General features: G+C 68.1%; 14 protein-coding genes. 7 read left to right on the plus strand and 7 right to left on the minus strand.

The features are described 5' to 3' along the window. Positions 1-5: 5 nt before the first annotated feature. Entirely contained in the window at positions 6-1,220 is a 1,215-nt protein-coding gene (locus tag D0B54_RS11730) for a sugar-transfer associated ATP-grasp domain-containing protein (RefSeq protein ID WP_162932361.1), read from the plus strand. Between the two features lie 34 nt (positions 1,221-1,254). Here D0B54_RS11730 and D0B54_RS11735 read toward each other — a convergent pair whose 3' ends face one another. From D0B54_RS11735 to D0B54_RS11750, 4 genes are all read right to left on the minus strand, one after another. After that, positions 1,255-1,653, minus strand: a complete 399-nt coding sequence (locus D0B54_RS11735) for a lasso peptide biosynthesis B2 protein (RefSeq protein WP_205527336.1) — start codon at positions 1,651-1,653, stop codon at positions 1,255-1,257. 226 nt (positions 1,654-1,879) lie between these two features. Then, on the minus strand, positions 1,880-3,040 hold the full coding sequence (locus tag D0B54_RS11740; RefSeq protein WP_117291511.1) for a nucleotidyltransferase family protein: 1,161 nt from the start codon (positions 3,038-3,040) through the stop codon (positions 1,880-1,882). Beyond that, entirely contained in the window at positions 3,037-3,888 is an 852-nt protein-coding gene (locus D0B54_RS11745) for a glycosyltransferase (RefSeq protein ID WP_162932362.1), read from the minus strand. The genes D0B54_RS11740 and D0B54_RS11745 overlap by 4 nt, the downstream gene beginning before the upstream one ends. Then, positions 3,881-5,665, minus strand: a complete 1,785-nt coding sequence (locus D0B54_RS11750) for an ABC transporter ATP-binding protein (protein ID WP_162932363.1) — start codon at positions 5,663-5,665, stop codon at positions 3,881-3,883. The genes D0B54_RS11745 and D0B54_RS11750 overlap by 8 nt, the downstream gene beginning before the upstream one ends. A 547-nt stretch (positions 5,666-6,212) precedes the next feature. Here D0B54_RS11750 and D0B54_RS11760 point away from each other — a divergent pair. The 3 genes from D0B54_RS11760 to D0B54_RS11770 all read left to right on the plus strand — a co-directional run bounded on the left by D0B54_RS11760 (position 6,213) and on the right by D0B54_RS11770 (position 7,860). Then, the gene (locus D0B54_RS11760) at positions 6,213-6,656 is read left to right on the plus strand and encodes a hypothetical protein (RefSeq protein WP_162932364.1); all 444 of its coding nucleotides are present in this window, start codon (positions 6,213-6,215) and stop codon (positions 6,654-6,656) included. A 219-nt stretch (positions 6,657-6,875) separates the two neighbouring features. Further along, positions 6,876-7,148: a hypothetical protein gene (locus D0B54_RS11765; protein ID WP_117291516.1), complete on the plus strand. Its 273-nt coding sequence runs from the start codon at positions 6,876-6,878 to the stop codon at positions 7,146-7,148. A gap of 160 nt (positions 7,149-7,308) precedes the next feature. Beyond that, on the plus strand, positions 7,309-7,860 hold the full coding sequence (locus D0B54_RS11770; RefSeq protein ID WP_205527337.1) for a transglycosylase domain-containing protein: 552 nt from the start codon (positions 7,309-7,311) through the stop codon (positions 7,858-7,860). Positions 7,861-7,978: 118 nt separating this feature from the next. Here D0B54_RS11770 and D0B54_RS11775 read toward each other — a convergent pair whose 3' ends face one another. The 3 genes from D0B54_RS11775 to dusA are packed head-to-tail and all read right to left on the minus strand — an operon-like array spanning position 7,979 to position 10,296. After that, a complete protein-coding gene (locus D0B54_RS11775; RefSeq protein ID WP_117291518.1) occupies positions 7,979-8,695 on the minus strand; it encodes a UDP-2,3-diacylglucosamine diphosphatase in 717 nt (238 codons plus the stop codon). Between the two features lie 21 nt (positions 8,696-8,716). Next, positions 8,717-9,280, minus strand: coding sequence for a peptidylprolyl isomerase (locus tag D0B54_RS11780; protein WP_117291519.1), 564 nt, complete (start codon positions 9,278-9,280; stop codon positions 8,717-8,719). A 23-nt stretch (positions 9,281-9,303) separates the two neighbouring features. Further along, positions 9,304-10,296, minus strand: a complete 993-nt coding sequence (dusA, locus tag D0B54_RS11785) for a tRNA dihydrouridine(20/20a) synthase DusA (RefSeq protein ID WP_117291520.1) — start codon at positions 10,294-10,296, stop codon at positions 9,304-9,306. Between the two features lie 158 nt (positions 10,297-10,454). Here dusA and D0B54_RS11790 point away from each other — a divergent pair, with 158 nt between their 5' ends. From D0B54_RS11790 to D0B54_RS11800, 3 genes are read left to right on the plus strand one after another with little or no spacing between them, the layout of a single operon-like run. Further along, on the plus strand, positions 10,455-11,582 hold the full coding sequence (locus tag D0B54_RS11790; protein WP_117291521.1) for an acyl-CoA dehydrogenase family protein: 1,128 nt from the start codon (positions 10,455-10,457) through the stop codon (positions 11,580-11,582). A gap of 10 nt (positions 11,583-11,592) precedes the next feature. Continuing rightward, the gene (locus tag D0B54_RS11795) at positions 11,593-12,831 is read left to right on the plus strand and encodes an acyl-CoA dehydrogenase family protein (RefSeq protein WP_117291522.1); all 1,239 of its coding nucleotides are present in this window, start codon (positions 11,593-11,595) and stop codon (positions 12,829-12,831) included. Continuing rightward, complete coding sequence (locus D0B54_RS11800; protein WP_117291523.1) at positions 12,828-13,610, plus strand: SDR family NAD(P)-dependent oxidoreductase; 783 nt, start codon at positions 12,828-12,830, stop codon at positions 13,608-13,610. Before D0B54_RS11795 ends, D0B54_RS11800 begins: the two co-directional genes overlap by 4 nt. The last annotated feature ends 126 nt before the right edge of the window (positions 13,611-13,736 follow it).

Genomic DNA, 13,736 nt, shown 5'->3' on the forward strand with positions numbered 1-13,736 from the left:
GGGCGATGCTCCTGCGCAGGTATGGGCGCAAGCCTGGCCCGCATGGCTTGCTGGGGCCCGGGGTGCTGTTGCACGGGTTCGGCGCGCGGGGGCGCTTGCACCTGCGGCTCTGGTGGCGATCCGGGCCGCGGCTGCCCCGGCTGCTGTGGTTGCTGGGAGAAAGCTGGTTGTGGCTGCGCTGGTCGGGCCTCCACGCCTGGCGCCAGAGCTACCAGGCCGCAGGCTCGCTGTCCCGCGAGGCGGGCGGCGCGGGAGCCGGGCCCTTGCCGCGCGAGTTCTTCCGCTTGCTGCGGCTGGCGCTCTGGTGGGGCATCCCGCCCTTCGAGGCCCGGCGCCTGGGCGTTCACCACCGCCCCGGCACGGCGCTGGACTACGTCTACGATCTGGAGGCGGGCGCCTGGAGCCGCCTCTGCAGCCCGGGGCCCGAGGCGGAGCGCTCCCGCAGGCTGCTGGCCGACAAGATCCGCTGCGCCGAAGTCTTGCGGGCCGAAGGAATCCCGACCGTCGAAACACTGCACTGCCTGCCGCGGCATGACGGCGCGGCACTGGATCCCTGCCTGGGCCGCGGCCAGCAGGCCTGGTTCTGCAAGGCCCGGGCGGGACATGCCGGGCTGGGTGCGTTCGCGGTGTGGCGCGAAGGCGACAGCCTGCGCGGAAAAGGCTTCGACGGGCGACCCCTGGTGGATGCCGCGGCCGTGGCACAGGCCTGGCAGGCGCTTCTCGAACGCGGCGACGCGCTGGTCCAGCCCGCCCTGCGCAACCACCGCGGGCTGGGGGCGCTGTGCGACAGCGAAGAGGCCATCACCCTGCGGCTGTTCACGCGCGGCGGGGGCGGACCCGCGTGGTTCGCGATGCTGGAGATCCCCGCGCCGGAGCCGCCGGGCGGCAAGGCAGGGCACAGCTACGTGATCCTGCCGCTGGACGAGCAGGGATGCCCGCAACCGCGCCGTCCGGAGGACCTGCCGCCGGCGGCCCGCGCGGCGCAGACCGAGGTCTGTGCGCGTCTGCCGCAGGGATTCCGGGTGCCTCACTGGGAGGAGGTACTGGATCAGAGCAGGCATGCGCAGTCCCTGGTCCCCGGTCTCTGGGCGGCGGCCTGGGACTGGGTGATCACGCCGGAGGGCCCGGTCCTGCTGGAGGGCAACGCCGGCTTCGGCTTGTCGATGCTGCAGGCAGTCCGTGGCGGGCTGCTGGCGACCGGCGGTGGCATCGGGCGGTGAGTGCCGCCGGCACCGCCCTGCGTAGCGCTGCCGCTCAGCGGGCCCCGGCGTAGTAGAACGTGCCCACCACGGTGAACTGCCTGAAGCTCGCGCCACCCGTGACCTTGACCGGGCCGGCGCTGATCCAGGCGTGGGCATTCATCTCGCTGCCGTCCGTGCCGTGGCGCAATCCGAAGTGCAGGGTGTAGGGTACGCGATAGAGCCGCAGCATCGCAGTGGCGGCAAGGGCTTGGGGAAAGCAGTTGGCGGTCCAGGGCGCGTAGCGCGCGGCCAGGCGCACCGAGCGGCCGATCTGGTCCGCGCGCCGGCTCTGCCGCGGCGTCAGCAGCGGAATCCAGGGGCAGGGACCCTGCTGGCGTCCCACCACGGGGGCCATCCTGCGGAACGGCACCAGCAGGACCGCCGCCCGGCCGGCTCCGAGCAATAGCAGCACAGGGAAGAACCAGCCGAGCTCGAAGGCGGACCGGGAAGCTGCGTTACGGAGTCGTCGGCGCAGCCGCTGCCATCGCCCGGCGATCGCGGAGTCCGGGGTGGGGCTGGAAGTTTCGGCTGGCGGCGGCATGCGTTCGGTTCACAGGACACGATATTCGGCGTTTGGCCGCAAGTACAGCCTTCCGCAAGGCCGGATTCCGGGCACCGTGCTCTTGCGGGGCACCACCTCAGCCCCGGAATTCGCGCCGTAGTGCCGCGGTGAGCCGCAGCAGCGGTGCCAGCCAGGGCCTGCGGGCGACCCGGGAGTAGGCTGCTTCGCCGATCTCCGGCGACACGCGCGTGGCGACCCAGCTCAGGTACTCGAAGCGTGCCGGGCCATCGCGCAGGGCCGCCCAGGCTGCAGCGTGCAGCAGGGCGCCCTCAGCGAGGGTTCGCCCCATGCCAGGGCCGCCGCGCAGCAGCTCGCTGCGCTCGCTGGCGGCGGCACGGCCCGTCAGGGCATCCGACAGCGAGCACCGCCAACCTGGCAGCCGCAGCTGCGCCGCCATGCTGCGCAGCACCTGGCGGGTGTAGGGATCCTGCGCCGCGATGACGCGCGGCTCCCAGGGCGAGGCGCCGGCGGCGCCGACGATCTCCAGCAGGTCATAGCCCCATTTCCAGCGTGCGCAGCGGGAGCGGCAGGCGTGGCTGGCCAGGGAGTGTTGCTGCAGGGCCGGCGACAGCTGGCGCAGGCCCTGCAGTGGCCCTTCGGCGATGACGCCGAGCCGCGGCAGCAGCTGCGCCAGCGGCGGCAGCGAGGTGCGGCGCAGGGGGTCGGTGCGCCAATGCAGCTCCAGGTAGCTGCCGCGCTCGTCGCGGAAATTGACGTGGTGCACCGTGCGCATGCGCTCGCGCCAGTGCAGGGCGTTGGGTGGCAGCGGCAGCGTCGGTCGGTAGCCCAGCCCCTGGAGCACTTCCACCGCCTGCGGCAGCGCGGCAGGATCGACCAGCAGGTCGATGTCGCCGCTGTGGCGTACGCCGATGGCACCGTAGAGCTGCCAGGACAGCGCCTGGCCCTTGAGCGGCAGGCAGGGGATGCCCGCCCGTTCCAGCGCCTGGCTCGCCGCGAGACAGGCGGCGGTCTGCGACAGCGATGCGACAGCGCCGCGACGCTGCGCCTGGACCACCTCGTTCGCCAGTTGCGGCGGCAGCTGCTGCAATTGCTCGCGATGCCGCAGCGCCAGCACGCTGGCCACGCCGTGCAGCCGCAACTGCGCCGCGAACGCTGCCGAATCCACCAAGGCAACATCGGTTGCCGCGACCTGCTCGCCGGTCCAGCGGGAACGCAGCAGCAGCGCCAGCAGTTCCTCGGCGGAGCCAAGACTTTCGGGAGGAATCCTGGCCTTCATTTCTCGATCGGCACGCCGGGATAGAGCTGCTGCAGCAATTCGCGGTCGGCCTGGTAGTCCTGGCGATATCGCATGTAGTGGCGGTCGAACAGCGACTTGACGTGCAGGCAGCGCAGCGAGGGATCGAGCACGCTGCACAGCAGACCGTCGGCGCGGGTGAAGAAGTCGATGTGGTCGAGCCGCTTGAGCCGGGCGTCCCAGCCGACCTGCGCCAAGCGCGCGGTGCGCGCGATGAAGAAATTGGGCACCTTGCGCCGCCGCTCCAGACCGCCGATGCGTTCCGCCGCCGGCGCCGCGTCGGGCTTGTAGATCGACATCCGGCTGGAATCGTTCCACTCCATCATCGGCAGCGTGATGACGATCCCGCCAAGGATGTCGATGCACTCCTCCGCGACCAGCCGGCGCAGCGAGGCCAGCAGGTCGGTGCCGCGATAGAAGACGAAGTCGTCATCGAGGATCATCGTGTACGGCGTCCGCACCCGCGCCAGGCCGGCGTTGCGCCCGGCGGACACGCCGCTGTCGAAGGGCAGCGTCAGGTACTCCACGCTCTCGACCGGCTCGGAGTGGCGGCTGTCGTCGGCCACGACGATGCGGATGCGCGGGTAGTGCCGGCGGATGCTGCGCAGCAGGCGCAGCAGCAGCGGGCGACGCTCGAAGGTCTTGACCACCAGAGTCAGCTGGTCCAGCAGGGCATCGTCGCCGCAGGGCGCCGGGCGCAGGACATCCGTCGCGCGTACCAGCCTCATCTGCGCGGCGACCAGACCGTGGTACAGCGGCGCGAAGACCGGGTTCAGCAGGGGATGCGCGGCCAGGAAGCGCCCCGGCCGCTTGATCAGGCGTTCACGCATGCACAGCCCCTTCGCCACCCAGCCGCGCCAGGTAGCCGCTGCGGGAGAGTTCCTCGAAGCTGCCGCCCTCGCGTACCGTGCCGCGCTCCACCACATAGAGCCGGTCGGCGTCACGCACCGTGGCGAGGCGGTGCGCGATGACCAGGATCGTCAGCTGGCCGTGCAGCTGCGTGAGGGAGTCCTGGATGCGGCGCTCGCTGTCGCGGTCGAGCGCGCTGGTGGCCTCGTCCAAGATCAGCAGCTGTGGCCGGCGCAGCAGCGCGCGGGCGATGGCCAGCCGTTGGCGCTCGCCGCCGGACAGGCGCAGGCCGCGCTCGCCCAGCACGGTGTCCAGGCCCTGCGGCAACTCGCGCACGAAGTCCGCGGCAGCCTGTGCCAGCGCTTCCCACAACTCCGTCTCGGTGACGTCCGGCTGGGTCCACAGCAGGTTGTCGCGCACGCTGGCATTGAGCAGGAAACCGTCCTGCGGCACATAGGCGACGCACTGGCGCCAGGCGCGCCGGTCGCGCAACACGGCGCCGTCGATCAGGATGCGCCCGGCACTGGGCGCAAGCAGGCCGCTGACCAGGTCGGCCAGCGTGCTCTTGCCTGCGCCGGAGGGGCCGATCAGGGCGACCGTGCTGAGCCAGGGGATGTCCAGGCTCACCTCCCGCAGGATATCGGCGGACGCTTCGGGCGGGCGATAGCAGATCTGCTCCAGCCGCAGCGCCTCGCGAAACGGCGGCGGCGCACCCAGGCTGTCCGGCTCGGCGGCGGCGGCGCAACGACGGCGCATGGCGTCGAACGCGGCGTAGGCAGGCAGGGTGTAAAGCAGGCGCTCGTAGTTCTGCTGCAAGGTCGACAGGAACGGAAACAGGCGCGAGAAGATGAAGACCAGCACCAGCACCTTCGCCGGCGCGATGCGCATCTGCGTCAGCGCGAGATAGGTGAGCGCGGCCAGCGCGAGCGCACCGCCGACGCGCAGCAGGCCGCGTGAGATCGCCTGCCGCTGGGTGAAGGCCAGCAGCTCCGCGCGCGCCTCGCGCAGGCGTCCGCGATAGCGCTGCTCCGCGGCCTCCTCGAGGTTGCCGCCCTTGATCAGCCTGAGGCCGGACAGGAACTCGCTGGTTTCGCCCTGCAGCTGTCGCGTGACCTGGGTCAGGTGGTAGCCGCCGGCATGCGAGGCGGCATGCTGGCGACGCAGCAGCAGGAGCAGCATCCCGCCGAGAGCCAGCGTGAGGCCGGTCAGGGGTGCCGACAGGCTGAAGGCGATCGCAAGGTAGGCCAAGGCCATCACCGCCGTGGTCGACAGCTGCAGCAGCGCAGTCAGGCTCTGGTTGATACGGCCCAGGTCGGTGTTGAGCGCGTGGCTCAGTTCGGCGCTGTGCGTGCGCGCCAGGAACGACCACTCGGCGCGGCCGATGCCGCGGTACAGGTCCATGCGCAGGCGATCCACCAGACCCTGCTGAAGTTGCGCCGTGGCCAGGTCGCGCCGCCAGGAGAACAGCGAATGCAGCAGGATCAGCAGCAGGTAGCCCAGCAGCACGCCGCCCAGCGTGGGCGCCAGTCCGAGCTGCGCGAGCATCCCGAGCGGCCCGCCTGCATCGGTCTGCGGCCCTGTGCTCAGGCCGACCAGGCCCAGCATCGGTGCCAGTACCAGCAGCCCGCTGCCCTCGAGAACCGCCACCAGCAGCATCAGCGCGGCCGCCGCCAGCACGCCTGCGCGGTCGTGCCGGAGCACCTCCCGCAGCAGCCTGCGCAGCAGCGCGCCGCGCGCTTCGGGTTCGGGGTTCGGCAAGTCTGGGTTCATGGTGAAGGGGCGCTGGGGACGGCGCATGCGCGGATCGGATCAGAATACTCGAAGGCCTGCGGCGCGACAGCACCGCGGAGGCGGGGCAGGGCCGCCGGCATGTACCGCGACGCTGCTGCTATCCTGACGGCGATCCTTTTCCCGGGCCAATCCCGTGCACCAGCCCACCGCTCCCCAGGCTTCCACCGCCACGGTTCCCGGCTTCGTCGGGCGCTGGTGGCTGCGGCTGCGCATTGGCGGGAGAGACGTAGTCGAGCCCAAGACTTGACGAAGATGTCAGGTTGCTGGAACTCTCGAATTTTGTTTCATTGTCATGGCGCCGGCCCCGTTGTCGGCCTGCGCAGATGGCGTTGGCGAAAGTGCCCTTTGAAGACTGATGGCAGGAAGAAAACCTTCGGCCACCTCTGCCGATGGATAAACTGTCGCTCTCAGTCAATCGTGATTGCCATGGGGGAATTACCTGATGTCCAGTCGTGCCCGGTACCTTTCGAAAGTCGCATGCATGGTTTTTCTGGCGGTAACGGCGTTCCTGCCCATGACGAGCATGGCAGCGGAGGACTTCAACGGCCCCCGAAGGGCTTGGTGGTGCAGGACCGAGGGCGGTGCCATCATCGCCCAGCTCGAGGCTTGTGAGCCGGGCAAGGAGATCGCCACCGGGAGAATCAGCAAGGACCAGAACGACATGTTCTGGATCGAGGAAGATCCGGTAGGTTCGCAGACGAAACCGACGACGAGGCTGGCCACACCGCTCGAGAAGATCACCCTCGCGGGCTACCAGAACGCCGCCGTCACCAGCGGCGAGAAGCAAAGCGGCGAGGCGGTGGTGGGAGACGCGTTCAAGCGGCTCCTCAAGCTCCTGGGATTCGGCTTTGTGGGCGGCATCCTGCTGAAGCTGATGGGACGCTCCTTCTTCATGGGCTTCGTGTCCGGCGTGGCGCTGGAGTTCCTGCTGGTGCTGACGAAGATCATGAAGTACTAGAGCAGTTTCGATTCAGTCAAAAACATTCGAGACCCGTCATGCCGGCGGAAGCCGGTATCCAGTCCCTCAACTGCTGCAGCGCTTGCAGGACTGGATACCGGCTTTCGCCGGTATGACGGTAGTGATGAAGCGACCGCGATGTAAGCATCAGGATCAAAAATGCTCCAGCGGGTGCATGATGGGTATCGCGGCGTGCGACGCAACAGGAAATGGTGAGCGATGGATGTCTACGCCCTGATATTTCGCAGCAGCGCATCGGCCCTGCTGGAAAAGATCGATGAGGACAGCAGCTGCATTCCAGCGTTCACCACGGCGGAGGCTGCGTTCCACTATCTCAGCAGTCGGATCGACGAATCCGCGTCGGAGCTGCTTGAAGTGCGTCCGCTCGACCTCGAAACGGTGCTCGCATCAAAGAAGAGCCGGCCAGGGCATGCGGTGTACCTCGACATCCGGTGGGGGCCTGCCGAGGGCTTTGCAGGAGCTGCTCATTGAAACTCGGGCAGGTTGGGCCGGCATCCAACCTACATCAACTCGAGTAGATCGAACTGAGCGCAGCGATGCCCAACAAATCGACCATCGCATGTTGGACATCGCTGCGCTCGCTTGGAGCCGTACTTTTGGCAACCCAAGCTTCATGGGCCGCAGTCGATCAATGAACAGGATTGCCCTATGGCTGCTCGCTACGATGGTATTCCTGCTGACGGCCTTGTTTGTCGCTGGCAAGGGCTGGATTTTCGAAAGGCATCGGCCAGAGATCCTGAACCTTGTCGAGACGGCAGAGCCTGCGGATCGTCATCTTCCCGAACCGACGCGAGAATTATTGCTCTTCAGTAGCCGGAGCACGGCTTCTTACGCGGCTCGACTTGCTGTCATGCAGTTCCACCCGGAGGCAGCGAGGCTAGGGACGACGAACTGGCAGCTGACCTGGGCGACTTGGAGCCTGCTGATCTACCTTCATCTCTCCGAGGATGAGCGCCTGGCACTGATCGCCCGGCTCGCTCCTACCGGCAAGGGGCGGCTTGGCCTGAGTGCAACGTCCCGGGAATTGTTCGGCCGGCCCTTGGATAGCCTGTCGGAAGAAGAAGCCGCGATGCTGGTGGTGCTGGTGAAAGCGCCTTCGTTTTCTGATCGGCCGGAAGCCCTGGCAAGGATGCGCGACCGACTCATTGCCAAGTGGCGGGAGCAAAAAGCGACCAAGCGGTAGTCATCGCGGTGGACCGCAGAAAAACGGAGTTCCGTTAGGAGCTACGCCGCCATCGGCGTAAGATGTTCGGCAGAGAGCTTGCGTCCGCAGGTCGGCAATGGCGCAACGGGTTACGGCCTCAGACCGTCAGCCGCTCCATCCCGTCCTGCGTCACCACCAGGTACTCCATCCGCTCCGGTCGCCAGTCGGCCAGCACGATGCGCTCGTTGCCGCCGGCCAGTTCGTGCAGCTCGGGGCGATGGGTGTGGCCATGGATCAGGCGGTGGGCGCCGGAGAGCTGGAAGAAGGCGGTCACGGCCGTCGTGTTGACGTCCATGATGTCTTCGGCCTTGTAGCGCTTCTGGTGGTTGCTGCGCCCGCGGACGCGCTGGGCTACGCGCTCGCGCCAGGCGCGGGGCAGGGCGCGGAAGATGCCCTGCGCGGTGGGGTTGTGCGCGAAGCGGCGCCAGCGCTGGTAGCCGACGTCGTCGGTGCAGAGCAGGTCGCCATGCGACAGCACGGTGGCGGTGCCGTAGAGATCGATCACTTCAGGATCGGGCAGCAGTTCGACGCCGCTGATCTGGCAGAAGTCCTCGCCGACCAGGAAGTCGCGGTTGCCGCGCTGGAAGAAGATGCGGACGCCATGCTGCGACAGCGCGGCCAACTGGGCGACTTCCGCCGCATAGTCCTGCATGCCGATGTCGTCGCCGATCCAGTATTCGAACAGGTCCCCGAGGATGTAGACCGCCTCGGCGTCGCGGGCGGGGCCTTCGAGGAAGCGCCGGAAGCCCTCGCGGAATGGCGAGGGCCCCGGCGGCAGGTGCAGGTCCGACAGGAGCAGCGTGCGCGGTGTCACGCGGGCCGGACCTGCGTCGGCTTACTTCGCTTCGACGACGGTGACCTTGCGGATCACGATCGGGGTGACCGGCACGTCGCGGCCGAAGGGCGGCAGGTTGCCGGTGCGGGTGTTGGCGATCTTGTCGACCACGTCCATGCCCTCGGTGACCTTGCCGAACACGGCGTAGCCCCAGCCGTCCTGGCCCGGGTAGTTGAGGAAGTCGTTGTTGCCGTCGTTGATGAAGAACTGCGACGAGGCCGAGTGCGGCACCGAGGTGCGCGCCATGGCGATGGTACCGCGGTCGTTCTTCAGGCCGTTCTTGGCTTCGTTCTCGATGTTGGCGCGGGTCTTGCGCTGGTCGCTCTTCTCGTCGTAGCCGCCGCCCTGGATCATGAAGCCCTTGATCACGCGGTGGAACACCAGGCCGTCATAGTGACCGTCCTTGGCGTACTGGACGAAGTTGGCGACCGACTTCGGCGCCTTGGCGGCATCAAGCTCGAGCTTGATGTTGCCTTCGGTGGTTTCCATCAGCACCTGCACGGGTGCGGCATTGGCAATCGACATGGTAAGTCCCAGGGCTAGTAAGAGCAGCAATTGTTTCATGTTTTTCCTCTCGGTTCTCGGGTTCAGGCCGCCGGCCGCAGGCTGGCCGCCTCGACTTCCGCCAGGGCGGCGCGGATCACGTCCGCGCCGGCACCGGGCCGGGTGGCATTCTGCGAGATCACGCGGCGGAATGCTCGTCCGCCGGGCTGGCCGCGGAACAGGCCGAGGATATGGCGGCTGATGTGGTTGAGGTGGGCACCGGTGGCCAGCTCGCGCTCGACGTAGTCCAGCAGGGCTTCGGCCACCTCGGTGCGTCCCAGGTTCACCGGCTCGGCGCCGTAGAGGCGGGAGTCCACCTCGGTCATGAAGTAGGGGTTTTCGTAGACCTCGCGGCCCAGCATGACGCCGTCCAGCTCCTGGATCTGCTCGACGCAGGCATCCATGGTCTTGAGGCCGCCGTTGAGCACGATGGTGAGCTGCGGGAACTCGCGCTTGAGGCGGTGGACCAGCTCGTACTGCAGCGGCGGAATCTCGCGGTTTTCCTTCGGTGAAAGGCCCTTCAGCCAGGCCTTGCGGGCATGGACGATGAAGATCTCGCAGCCGGCGGCGGCCACGGTCTCGATGAAGTCTTTCAGGAAGACGTAGTCCTCGGACTCGTCCACGCCGATACGGGTCTTGACCGTGACCGGCAGGTGGGTGGCGCGGCGCATGGCGGCCACGGCGGCGGCTACGCGCTCCGGCTCCTTCATCAGGCAGGCGCCGAAGCGGCCTTCCTGCACGCGGTCGGAGGGGCAGCCGCAGTTGAGGTTGATCTCGTCGTAACCGTAGGACGTGCCGATCTCGGCGCAGCGCGCCAGGTCCTCGGGCTCGGAGCCGCCCAGTTGCAGGGCCACCGGGTGCTCGGCAGGGGCAAAGCGCAGGAAACGCTCGCGGTCGCCGTGGATGATGGCGCCGGTGGTGACCATCTCGGTGTAGAGCCAGGCACGGCGCGACATCAGGCGCAGGAAGAACCGGCAATGCCGGTCAGTCCAGTCCATCATCGGGGCGACACAGAATTTACGTTCAGTTTTAGACACTTAAAGACAAAAGCTCAGGCTGGCCGATGTGGCAGGATGCTGGAACGGGACCGCCGGGTCGCATTTTAAGCCGCCGGAGCTTGCGCTGCCCGCGAACGAGGGCAATCGCCGGCGCCAAGGCTAAGATCGCTGGAACTATAAGAGGAGACACAGGAACCATGGACTTCGACTACAGCGTCGAACAGGACATGCTGCGCGATACGCTCGCCAGCTACCTGGCCGATCACTATGACTTCGAGACGCGCGGCGCCGTGGTGGCCACGCCGGCCGGCTGGCGCCCGAAGGTCTGGGCGGACCTGGCCGAACGCCTGAACCTGCTGGGGGCGGCCTTCCCCGAGGAATACGGCGGCCTCGGCGGCGGTGCCCTCGAGAACGCGGTGGTGATGGAGGAACTGGGCAAGGCGCTGGTGGTGGAGCCTTACCTGGGCACTGTGGTGATCGGCGGCGGGCTGCTGAAGCAGGTCGGCGGTGCACTGGCGGCCGAGTGGCTGCCGCGCATCATCGCCGGGCAGGCCGTGCTGGCCTTCGCGTACAGCGAACCGCAGGCGCGCTACAGCCTTGCGGAGGTGGCGACCACGGCCACGAAGCGCGACGGCGGCTACGTGCTCAACGGCCGCAAGACCGGTGTCACCGGCGGGCCCTGGGCCAGCCAGTTGCTGGTCACGGCGCGCAGCGGCGAGGGCATCAGCCTGCTGCTGGTGGACGCGGACGCCCAGGGGCTCACGCGCAGCGACTACCCGACCATCGACGGCGGCCGTGCCTCCGATATCACTTTCCACGATGTCTTCGTGCCGGCGGAACGCCTGCTCGGTGCCGAGGGCGCGGCGCTGCCGCTGGTGGAGCGTGCCGCCGACGAAGCGATCTGCGCGCTCTGTGCCGAGGCCGTGGGCGGCATGCGCCGCATGCTGGCCGACACCGTGGCCTATGCCAGCCAGCGCAAGCAGTTCGGCGTGGCGCTGGCGACGTTCCAGGTGCTGCAGCACCGCATGGCCGACATGTTCACCGCGCTGGAGCAGTCCGCGGCGCTGACCCTGGTGGCGACGATGAAGCTGGACCGCCCCGCGGCCGAGCGCGCGCTGGTCGCCAGTGCCGCCAAGGCGCAGGTCGGCAAGGCGGCGAAGCTCGTGGGGCAGGCGGCGGTGCAGATCCACGGCGGCATGGGCATCACCGAGGAGCTGGCGCTGGGGCATTACTTCCGCCGTGCCACCGCCATCGGCAGCCAGTTCGGCAGCACCGATTTCCACCTGCGGCGCTACGCCGACCTGTCGCTGGCCGACGCCGCCTGAGAAAGCAACCATGAATCTCGATTTCACCGCAGAAGAACTGGCCTTCCGTGACGAGGTCCGCGCCTGGATCAAGCAGGCCTACGACTCCGAGCTGAAGCAACTGATGTCGCAGAGCAAGAACGGCTATCTCGACAAGGCCGGGCAGGTGCGCTGGCAGAAGAAGCTGGCGGAAAAGGGTTGGGCCGCACCGGGCTGGCCGGTGCAGTACGGCGGGCCCGACTGGACGCCGACGCAGCGTTATCTCTTCCAGAGCGAGACCGCGGCGGCGGGTTGCCCGATCGTCTCGCCCATGGGCATCGCGATGGTGGCCTACGTCATCATGGAATACGGCAGCGAGGCGCAGAAGCGGCGCTTCCTGCCGAAGATCCTCAGCACCGACGAATGCTGGTGCCAGGGCTACTCCGAGCCGGGCTCGGGCTCGGACCTGGCCTCGCTGCAGATGAGCGCGGTGCGCGACGGCGACCACTACGTGCTCAACGGCTCCAAGATATGGACCACGCATGCGCAGTGGGCCGACTGGATCTTCTGCCTGGTGCGCACCAGCCGCGACGCCAAGGCACAGAGCGGCATCTCCTTCCTGCTGGCCGACATGCGCACGCCGGGCATCAGCATCCGCCCGCTGCCTTCGCTGGATGGGCCGATCGACGGCGAGCAGGAAGTGAACCAGCTGTTCTTCGAGAACGTGCGCGTGCCGGTGGAGAACCGCATCGGCGAAGAAGGCCTGGGCTGGACCTATGCCAAGTACCTGCTGCAGTTCGAGCGCGGCGTGGCCTACGGCTCGCTGCTGCGCTACCTGCTGGCCAAGATCCGCAAGATCGCGAAGCAGCAGCCGGCCGGGGGCGGAGGCATGCTGATCGACGACCCGGATTTCCGTCGCCGCTATGCCGAGCTGGCGGTGCGCGTGGAGGCGGTGGACGCCGCCGAGATGCGCTTCTTCTCCGGCGTGGAATCCGGCACCGCCGTCGGCGCCATGTCCAGCCTGTTCAAGCTGGTGGGCACCGAGCTGCAGCAGGACCTGAGCGAGCTGGCGGTGGAGGCCCTGGGCCCCGACGCGCTGCCCTTCGTGCAGGACAGCTTCGCCGAGATCCGCGGCAGGCCGGCGTCGCCGCGGCCGATTCCCGATCACGTGGCGGCGGTGACGCCGCTGTACTTCAACTATCGCAAGACCTCGATCTATGCCGGCACCAACGAGATCCAGCGCAACCTGCTGGCGCGGCATGTGCTGAGCTCGGCGGGAGTGCGCGGATGAGCTACCCGCCTTTCGATCTCAGCGGCCGCGTGGTGCTGGTCACCGGCGGCAATGCCGGCATCGGCCTTGGGTTTGCCGAGGGCCTGGCCAGGGCCGGCGCCGACATCTGCATCTGGGGCACCAGCGAGGCGCGCAATGCCGAGGCGCTCGAGAAGCTGAGCGCCCAGGGCAGGCGCGTGGCGGCGCTGCGCTGCGACGTATCGGACAAGGCCGAAGTCGAGCGCAGCTTCGCCGCCACGCTGGAGCAGTTCGGGCGCGTGGATGGCTGCTTCGCCAATGCCGGCATCATGAGCGTGCAGCGGCCGTTCCACGAGATGACCGAGGCCGACCTGGACCGTACCTTCGGCGTCAACCTCAAGGGTGCGATGTTCACGCTGCAATGCGCGGCGCTGCACATGAAGCAGCGCGCCGAGGCTGGCGACCCTTTCGGCCGCCTGGTCGTCACCAGCAGCCTGTCCGCCGTCTCGGGCCTGGCCCGCGGCGAGGACTACGCCGCCACCAAGGGCGCGATGCTGTCGGTGATGCGCGGGCTCTGCGTGGAATACGCGCGCTACGGCGTCACCGCCAATTCCATCGTGCCGGGCTGGATCGAGACGGCGATGACCGGGCCGCTGCTGGAGAGCGACAAGTTCGTGAAGGCCGTGACGGCGCGCATCCCGCTGCGCCGTTTCGGCAAGCCCGAGGACTTCGCCGGCATCGCGGTGTACCTGATGTCCACGGCCAGCGCGCACCACACCGGCGACCAGTTCACGATTGACGGCGGGTATCAGAATTTTTGAGAGGATGAAGAAATCTGCTTTGGGAAAGCCATCCATGGCGGGGCTGCAGCTACCTGATTGACCCCCGGCCCGGCCATCCGTGGCCGGGCGTTCGGCGGGGCGAATGTCCACTGGACATTCGCCTGA

The sequence above is a fragment of the Solimonas sp. K1W22B-7 genome (assembly GCF_003428335.1).
Taxonomy (GTDB): domain Bacteria; phylum Pseudomonadota; class Gammaproteobacteria; order Nevskiales; family Nevskiaceae; genus Solimonas_A.

What these genes read in the sequence shown, in the direction of transcription:
- D0B54_RS11730 (WP_162932361.1), top strand. Translation starts at nt 6, where the DNA reads ATGCTCCTGCGCAGGTATGGGCGCAAGCCTGGCCCGCATGGCTTGCTG.
- D0B54_RS11740 (WP_117291511.1), bottom strand. Translation starts at nt 3,040, where the DNA reads ATGAAGGCCAGGATTCCTCCCGAAAGTCTTGGCTCCGCCGAGGAACTG.
- D0B54_RS11745 (WP_162932362.1), bottom strand. Translation starts at nt 3,888, where the DNA reads ATGCGTGAACGCCTGATCAAGCGGCCGGGGCGCTTCCTGGCCGCGCAT.
- D0B54_RS11760 (WP_162932364.1), top strand. Translation starts at nt 6,213, where the DNA reads ATGACGAGCATGGCAGCGGAGGACTTCAACGGCCCCCGAAGGGCTTGG.
- D0B54_RS11765 (WP_117291516.1), top strand. Translation starts at nt 6,876, where the DNA reads ATGGATGTCTACGCCCTGATATTTCGCAGCAGCGCATCGGCCCTGCTG.
- D0B54_RS11770 (WP_205527337.1), top strand. Translation starts at nt 7,309, where the DNA reads ATGAACAGGATTGCCCTATGGCTGCTCGCTACGATGGTATTCCTGCTG.
- D0B54_RS11780 (WP_117291519.1), bottom strand. Translation starts at nt 9,280, where the DNA reads ATGAAACAATTGCTGCTCTTACTAGCCCTGGGACTTACCATGTCGATT.
- D0B54_RS11790 (WP_117291521.1), top strand. Translation starts at nt 10,455, where the DNA reads ATGGACTTCGACTACAGCGTCGAACAGGACATGCTGCGCGATACGCTC.
- D0B54_RS11795 (WP_117291522.1), top strand. Translation starts at nt 11,593, where the DNA reads ATGAATCTCGATTTCACCGCAGAAGAACTGGCCTTCCGTGACGAGGTC.
- D0B54_RS11800 (WP_117291523.1), top strand. Translation starts at nt 12,828, where the DNA reads ATGAGCTACCCGCCTTTCGATCTCAGCGGCCGCGTGGTGCTGGTCACC.